We start from the raw sequence: 6985 nt of genomic DNA on the forward strand, positions 1-6985 counted from the left end.
TACGCCTCCAGAAAAATCTTCAACAAAATCAATTGCCTCTGTTACTGTTTCTTTCACTTTTTGAACAACACCTTTCTTTGCGGGTGGGTCAATCTCCCCGTCATCCCCCATTTTATGCATCGCGTGATTCAGCCCACTAACAAAAAGACCTACTCCATTTTTAACTCGCCCGAGGCTTTCCCTTTCATAAAATCCCTACTCAATCTTTCAAAAAACGCTTTTTCTTCGGCTCAAAGATAATTGAATTTTTTATTTTTTTCATTTGAAAAAAAAAAGTTTCATACATTATCTATGCTTTATCTATGGCTTTGCCTTGGATTAAATAGGTTTTACTTTTATATTTCATTTGAAAAAAAAATTTCAATTCTATCAAAAAACCAATCCAAAAAATCCCAAAACATTCAGAGTTTGCCAAATCTTCATCGATAAGCCAAAAATTAGGCGCTCGATTTTTTTAGAAGGAAACCCGAACTAAAAAGCCGTTTTTTAAAGAAAAGTCTCTTGGGTTTTCTTCTAAAAAAATGAGCAAACAACCGCAGGGCGTTAGTATTTATCATCATTTTTTATTTAAAAGATTTTCATTATTCCCAGGATTTAGAAGAGCAAAATAAACACCCCAAAGGAGCAAGAAAACCATTTTTCTTGGTTTTCTTGTGACTGGGTGGCGGTGTTGCGGTCACTGACAGCCACCACAGACCGAGAGCCACTTTTTCAGTGGTGTAGGGCTGTGAGCGTGTAACGGCACGGAAAAAATTTAGTTCAGCGTTAGCGTTCCTTGATTCAGGGCAAACGAAGTGCGCCAACCGTGATGGCTGGCGGTTGAGCAACCGCCAAAACACAAGTGGCGGTGGATGTAACACTGACCTGCATTTTTCTTGCGGGTTTGTGTTGCAGACAAAGTAGCCACGACGAAAGAAGGGTAGAGACCGTGTGGAGATTGCGAGCAACACTTTTTTTGTTTTTTACTGCCTTTTTTCTAGGCTGTAAAAAATAAAAAAGTGTTGTGGTCTGTGGAACGGAGGAAGGAACGACCGACTGGAGCAGCGCAACGGAACAAAGGAAACGACCGAAGAGAGACCGCTTTTTTGCTCTGCTGTTTAGGATTTGGATTTTCGTTTTTAAACCTAAATTTCTCTAATTGGATGATATAAATTAATCGCATTTTGTAAAATTTCTAACTCTGTTTGTTTGTATAAAATCGTGGTTGATGCTCGTTTGTGTCCTGCAAAAACTTGTACAATTCTAGTATCATTTTCCTTTTTTAAAAGATTTGCAATTACACTTTGGCGGATTTTAATAGGCTGTAATTGTTGACTTTTCTCTCGGTGATCATTAATCATTCTGTTCAAAACATTCGGGCGAACTTCTTCTTTTAATTTGCCTGTAATGAGCGTTTTTATTGGTTTTTCTGATACAATATGTTGGATTAATTTTGGATAATCTTCTTTTAAATAATTCAAAAAAAGTAGTATTTGTTTGGCTTGTAATGGCAATGTTCTTGATTTCTTCTTGTCGCTAGATTTGATATAAATTTCGGCTTTCTCCAGATTAATATCTTCGATTTGTAGATTACAAATTTCCCCAACCGTTAAACCTTGATAAATTAGCAAACTAATAATTACTTGATTTCTTCTTTGTAAAATTTTGTCTTTGTGCGTGTCGTTTAAGAAGTTTTCGAGTGTTTCTGGAGTGTATAAAGTATCGACTGCAATTTGTCTGTTTATCTTGTCTTTTAGGTATAATTCACTACAAGGATGGTCGTTTCTTTTACCAATTTCGATTAAATAATAATAGTAAATTTTAACGTTTAATAAATAATGTTTGATGGTTTTTGGTTGTAGATTTTCGTTCTTTCGTAAATGCCCAACGTATTCTAAAATGTCTTGATATGTAGCTGTTTCTGCTCTGTTTTGTATAAAATTAAAGTACTTTCTAATGCTACACAAATACGGATTTAAGGAACTTTTTTTGTATTTTTTGAGTAAATAATTTTCAAGTGTCATCTTCTAAAATTTTAAGTTGTTCTTGATTAATATGTGTATAAATTTGCGTAGTTTCTAGATTACTATGACCTAAAAAAGTTTGTACTTGTTCTAGTTTCATTCCGTTTTCAAGTAAATGTGTTGCGATAGAATGGCGTAAAGTATGCATTCCTATTTTGTTAAGTTCTGCTTGTTTAAATCGTTTTCCAAAGTTGGTTTTATCAATCAATTTCTTTAAGATTAAAGTAAAACTCCATTTTTGCATTCTTCGATTTTCAATATTTAAAAAGATTGGTTTATTTGATAATTGGGAACTTTCTAAATATTCTTTTAATTCTATAACTATTTGATTTGTAATAGGAACGATTCGCCTTTTATTGTTTTTTCCATTTTCTACAATTAATCTATTTTCTTGTAAATCAATATCCTTTTTATTCAATTTTACCATTTCCCCAACTCGCAGTCCACAACCATAAGCAATATTCAAAATCATTTTTTCTTGCTCGTTTTCGATAGTCTTGTATAATTCTTTGATTTGATTTTGAGTAAATATTATTCTTTCGGCTGGTTCTTTTGGCGAATAAAATTTAAAACTCGATGCTGGATTTGTTTTTAGTTTTCCAAGTTCTAAAGCATAACCAAAAAAAGTTTGAATATTTCGCAGTCGATTATAAACTGTTTCTTTTGATAAATTTTCTTTGGTTCTTACGTTTTTTTGAGTTTTAATAATGCTTTGATAATCTGCTATATTTTTGGGTATAACTTGTTCTAATTGATTGATTTGTAAACTTTCTAACCAACTAAAAAACTGTTTTAAATATAAATATCTTGCTTGATAAGTTGCTTTGGTATAGCCTAATGTTTGTAAGTAATCTTGATACTTTTCGGCTTCTTCTTGGTAGTTTTTATTGTAAAGTTGTTTCATCGTATGACGTTTTTTAAACCTATGATGCTTTTTGCTTACTCGTTTTTTTGGGTTTAGGGTCGCTAGATTATTTTTTGATTAAAAAACTATATTCTACAATACTTTACAACGATTTATAGCGAACCACTAGCGACCCACAGCGACCCAAACCCTTGTCATACCTGTTTTCTTGGTCATACCTTATTTGGTTTTAATTGCTCTATTTGTTGCACTAAAAACGTTTTAATTTCTGTTCTAATTTTAGAATAATTATCCCAATAATCAACCTGATATTTTAATCCTTTGTTAGAAAAACCACCTTTGTATTTTATGTATTCCAACTCCAGTAAACTATTTATAAACCGCTGTAATTGGGTTTTACTGATGTTCATTTCTTGGCGGATTTCTCTTTGTGTAAAAATGTTTTCTTTGTCTTTTACATACTTTTTCAATCGTTCAAAAAACTGTCTTAAACTTCCATCGAGTTCATCCACTTTTAAAATGATGGATTCAAATAATATCTCTGTTGCTTGTTCTATATCTTCGATTTCGGTTATTAATTGATTGTCTTTTGTAAGTTGCCTTTGGTATTGATTTAAAAATGTAACTTGTTTAATTACTGCTTGATACATTTCGTTTAATCGTCTTATTTTATGAACCTTTTCGGGTAATTGTAGTTTAGTTGCAAACGGATTTATCACTTCATAATGTTTCAAATTTCTAACCATTGCTTGAATAAATTGTACTGCTTTTTGGCTTTCTTTTGGGTCTATTTCTCCCGCATTCCGTTTGTTTTGGTTCTCTATAATTCTTTGCGTTTGTTCTTTACTTTCATCAACTGCAATTAAAAAACTTCTGCTCATATTATCCTCGTAAGTCTCGCCTTTGGTCGTTGCCGATAAACTGCTAAACTGTCCTTTCACTTCCTTTCTGGTCGATTTATTATTTCCTTTTTTATCTTTCATTGATACTGAACTGCTCAAAAATTGATTACTAATTAATTCTCTCAAAGCATACAAAGCATCTTCTTTTAGTCCGTCCAAATCTTCAATAATGATGATTTTTCTAAACAAATCAAACTCGCCCCAATTGTACAAACTGCTTTCGGTGATCCTGGTAAATCTGAGTACGTCTTCTCCTGGCATTAAGTCTGCAATTCGACTAATAATATGGGTTTTTCCGCTTCCCGAACTTCCTTGTACTATGGCGTGGATTGGGCTTTTGTTCATATAACTAATGATGATTAAGAACAATAATAACCTGCTGTTTTCTTCGCCAACTATTCCAGATTTCCCGATTTGAACGTTTAATCTTTTGAGTAATTCTTTGGTTTTTAGAAAAGGTATTGGCTCTTGGCTTATGGCTCTTGGCTGTTGTTTATTAGCTATTTTTTCGCTTATATTCTCGCCTTTAACTATTGGTTTTACATCGTCTAAACTTTCTATTTCAAGTAATTTTTGTGATAAATTTTCAATTGAAAAATCTTCTATTAAAAATAAAAAAGGAACTTCTTTTCTTTGCTCTAAAAGTTCTGTAAATATTTCGTTTTCGTGCAATTGTAACGTTTCGTTTATGTCTTTGTTTGGCAGTTCTACTGTGCTTATTTTTAATTTTTCATTGATAATTCGCAATTGATTAGCATATTTCTTTACCGCTTCTTTTCCTGCTTGGTCATTATCAAAAGCAAAAATTATTTCTTCTAATTCTGTAAGTTCTAAAATCGCTTTTTGTATCTCTTCATTTAATCCATTTGTTCCGTAACACGCTAAAACGCTGTGATTTTTTGCTATTTCATCAATCTGCAACAAACTAGCACAATCAATAATACTTTCGGTTAAAATGAGTTTTTTAGTTGCTGGATTTGGGTAATTTGGATAAAGTCCGCTTCGGTTCTTCAGATAAAAATGTTTTGCATTCTCTTTGTCTAAAATGCTTCTGAAGTAAAAAGATACGATTCCATTTTCTTTATTCTTCAGTGCAAAAACTAGGCTGTATTTTCCAAAAACATTATAAGCCGTTTCTCCATTATTTGACTTTAAACCATTATCCAAAAGCAATCCAACTGCTAAACTATTATTAATTAGTTCTTCGCTTTTTCGCTCTCCGTGGTGGAATTGTCCGCTATTAAAACCGATTTCAATTTTGCTGTATTCTAAATTTCTTTTCTTACAATATTCTCTTGCTGGTGTACTATTTACTAATCCTTTTCTAAAACTCTTAAGCATTATTTCTAAAAAAGTTACCTTTTGAAGTTGTGAGATTTCAGTAGTTTTTTTAGTTTCCCAAACTACTGGTTCTTGACTGTTTGCCAGTTGCTCACATTTTATAATGGCTTCGTGTTTGGTTATCTTTTCATAGTCCTGCACCCATTGTATTTGGTCGCCTTTTGCTCCACAAGCGTGGCATTTGTAAAAATGCTTTTCTAAATTGACTTGCAAACTCGCCGTTTTATCTTCGTGAAAAGGACAATTGAGCATATTGTTTTTGGGTTTTAAGCCGTAATGGGATAGGATTTGGGATAAGGATAAGTTTTGTTTTATTTCGGAAATTTCCATAGCAAAATTATTTTTTGTCTTTTATTACAATGGGACAAAAATATATATTATTGTATTATTACACAAGTTTATTTTTAACTGTTTTAATATTATGGTATTATTCGCTAAATTTGTTGCTTTAAATATCCATAATATGAATATAGGCGATAATATTAAACGAATAAGAACTGCTAAAAGCCTTTCGCAAAAAGAAGTAACTATAAATGCTAAACTTGATACTGCACAATATAGCCGTATTGAAAATGGAAAAACTGACCCTTCTGTTGCAACTCTAGAACGCATTGCAAATGCTATGGGCGTTTCATTATCTGATTTATTTGCTTCTACCGAAGAACTCAAAGAAATAAACTCTTTTGATAAATCTATTATGGAAAAAGTATCGCTTATGGAAAGTTTAAACGAGGAAGAAAAACAAACTATTTATATTATGCTCGATGCCTTTATTGGTAAAAGAAAACTCAAAGATGCTCTTCAAAATGTGCTTCACGATGTAAAATAGAAAAGCCGAGTGATGCTCGGCTTTTTAGTGAAATATTTTAATTAGACCATCATTATATAAAAATATAAAATCCCTAATATTAATAGAATATTTATAAAATAAATAAATAATGTTTCTATTTTACAAGGCTTAAATGTTTTAAAAACAAGATTGTAAATCATTAGAAAAATAAAATTAAAGAAAATCATATTCCCAAGGTAACTAAATACTCTCAAGAAAAAAACATTGATGTCTATAATTGGACTTGATGTTTCATTTAAATTTATTATTTTTTCTAATCCATAACCGTAACCCAAAATAAAATAATTATCATTATTTTGATACAAATACAAAAGATTTACAAAAAAGATAAGTAAACAAAAAGCTAGGGCTTTCTTATCACTATTTAATTGGTGCAGAAAATAACTTGCCTTTTTCATAAAAATATAGTTTATTATCATTTACAAAACCTGATGTATAAATTTTAGTTGTAGAAACTCCTGTCAGTTTAAAGTCGTAACCTTTCATTCCGTTTAAAGTCTGTGCTTTAATACTTAATTTAGCATCAGTTCCAACTCCTGCAATTCTTCCTGCAAACGTTCTGTCTAATTGCAAAGTGCCATTTGGGGACATTGTAGCTTTATCAAGAATGAGTCCAATTTTGGAATTCAAAAAGTCTAAATCGCCACCATCTATATAATCTCCGGGTCTCATACCTTTCATTAATTTTCCCATCATAGTTTCTGAAGAATCTCCTTTTTTAATTCCTAAAGATTCTTTAGTAACTTTTCTGCCTTCTTGGTCATATTCATCATTTGGACCATCCATCTGATGCATCGCATGATTGAGTCCACTAACAAAAAGACCTACTCCATTTTTAACTCGCCCGAGGCTTTCCCTTTCTCAAACTCACTACTCAATCTTTCAAAAAACGCTTTTTCTTCGGCTCAAAGATAATTGAATTTTTTATTTTTTTCATTTGAAAAAAAAAGTTCATTTTTTTATCGATATAAATTGGCAAAAAAGCCCAAAACTTTAAATTCAAGACCCAACTTGGCGGATAAAG

At 31.6% G+C, this 6985-nt stretch carries 5 protein-coding genes; 1 reads left to right on the plus strand and 4 read right to left on the minus strand.

Features of this window, described 5'->3' with window-relative positions; all coding sequences use genetic code 11:
* Window positions 1-1124 precede the first annotated feature (1124 nt).
* The 3 genes from RMO70_RS09830 to RMO70_RS09840 all read right to left on the minus strand — a co-directional run bounded on the left by RMO70_RS09830 (window position 1125) and on the right by RMO70_RS09840 (window position 5441).
* Complete coding sequence (locus tag RMO70_RS09830; RefSeq protein ID WP_310556265.1) at window positions 1125-2003, minus strand: site-specific integrase; 879 nt, start codon at window positions 2001-2003, stop codon at window positions 1125-1127.
* Window positions 1993-2907 carry a tyrosine-type recombinase/integrase gene (locus tag RMO70_RS09835; protein WP_310556266.1) on the minus strand — a complete coding sequence of 305 codons (915 nt, stop codon included), beginning with the start codon at window positions 2905-2907 and terminating at the stop codon, window positions 1993-1995. The genes RMO70_RS09830 and RMO70_RS09835 overlap by 11 nt, the downstream gene beginning before the upstream one ends.
* 173 nt (window positions 2908-3080) lie before the next feature.
* Window positions 3081-5441, minus strand: a complete 2361-nt coding sequence (locus RMO70_RS09840; protein WP_310556267.1) for a CHC2 zinc finger domain-containing protein — start codon at window positions 5439-5441, stop codon at window positions 3081-3083.
* 133 nt (window positions 5442-5574) lie between these two features.
* On the opposite strand from RMO70_RS09840, the gene RMO70_RS09845 reads away from it, so the two are divergent.
* On the plus strand, window positions 5575-5940 hold the full coding sequence (locus tag RMO70_RS09845) for a helix-turn-helix domain-containing protein (protein ID WP_310556268.1): 366 nt from the start codon (window positions 5575-5577) through the stop codon (window positions 5938-5940).
* A gap of 381 nt (window positions 5941-6321) precedes the next feature.
* Here the strand turns inward: RMO70_RS09845 and RMO70_RS09850 are convergent, their stop codons facing one another.
* The gene (locus RMO70_RS09850; RefSeq protein WP_126452889.1) at window positions 6322-6756 is read right to left on the minus strand and encodes a hypothetical protein; all 435 of its coding nucleotides are present in this window, start codon (window positions 6754-6756) and stop codon (window positions 6322-6324) included.
* Window positions 6757-6985: the final 229 nt, after the last annotated feature.

Source organism: Flavobacterium sp., from assembly GCF_031422135.1.
Classification (GTDB): domain Bacteria; phylum Bacteroidota; class Bacteroidia; order Flavobacteriales; family Flavobacteriaceae; genus Flavobacterium.

What these genes read in the sequence shown, in the direction of transcription:
- RMO70_RS09830 (WP_310556265.1), bottom strand. Translation starts at nt 2,003, where the DNA reads ATGACACTTGAAAATTATTTACTCAAAAAATACAAAAAAAGTTCCTTA.
- RMO70_RS09835 (WP_310556266.1), bottom strand. Translation starts at nt 2,907, where the DNA reads ATGAAACAACTTTACAATAAAAACTACCAAGAAGAAGCCGAAAAGTAT.
- RMO70_RS09840 (WP_310556267.1), bottom strand. Translation starts at nt 5,441, where the DNA reads ATGGAAATTTCCGAAATAAAACAAAACTTATCCTTATCCCAAATCCTA.
- RMO70_RS09845 (WP_310556268.1), top strand. Translation starts at nt 5,575, where the DNA reads ATGAATATAGGCGATAATATTAAACGAATAAGAACTGCTAAAAGCCTT.
- RMO70_RS09850 (WP_126452889.1), bottom strand. Translation starts at nt 6,756, where the DNA reads ATGCATCAGATGGATGGTCCAAATGATGAATATGACCAAGAAGGCAGA.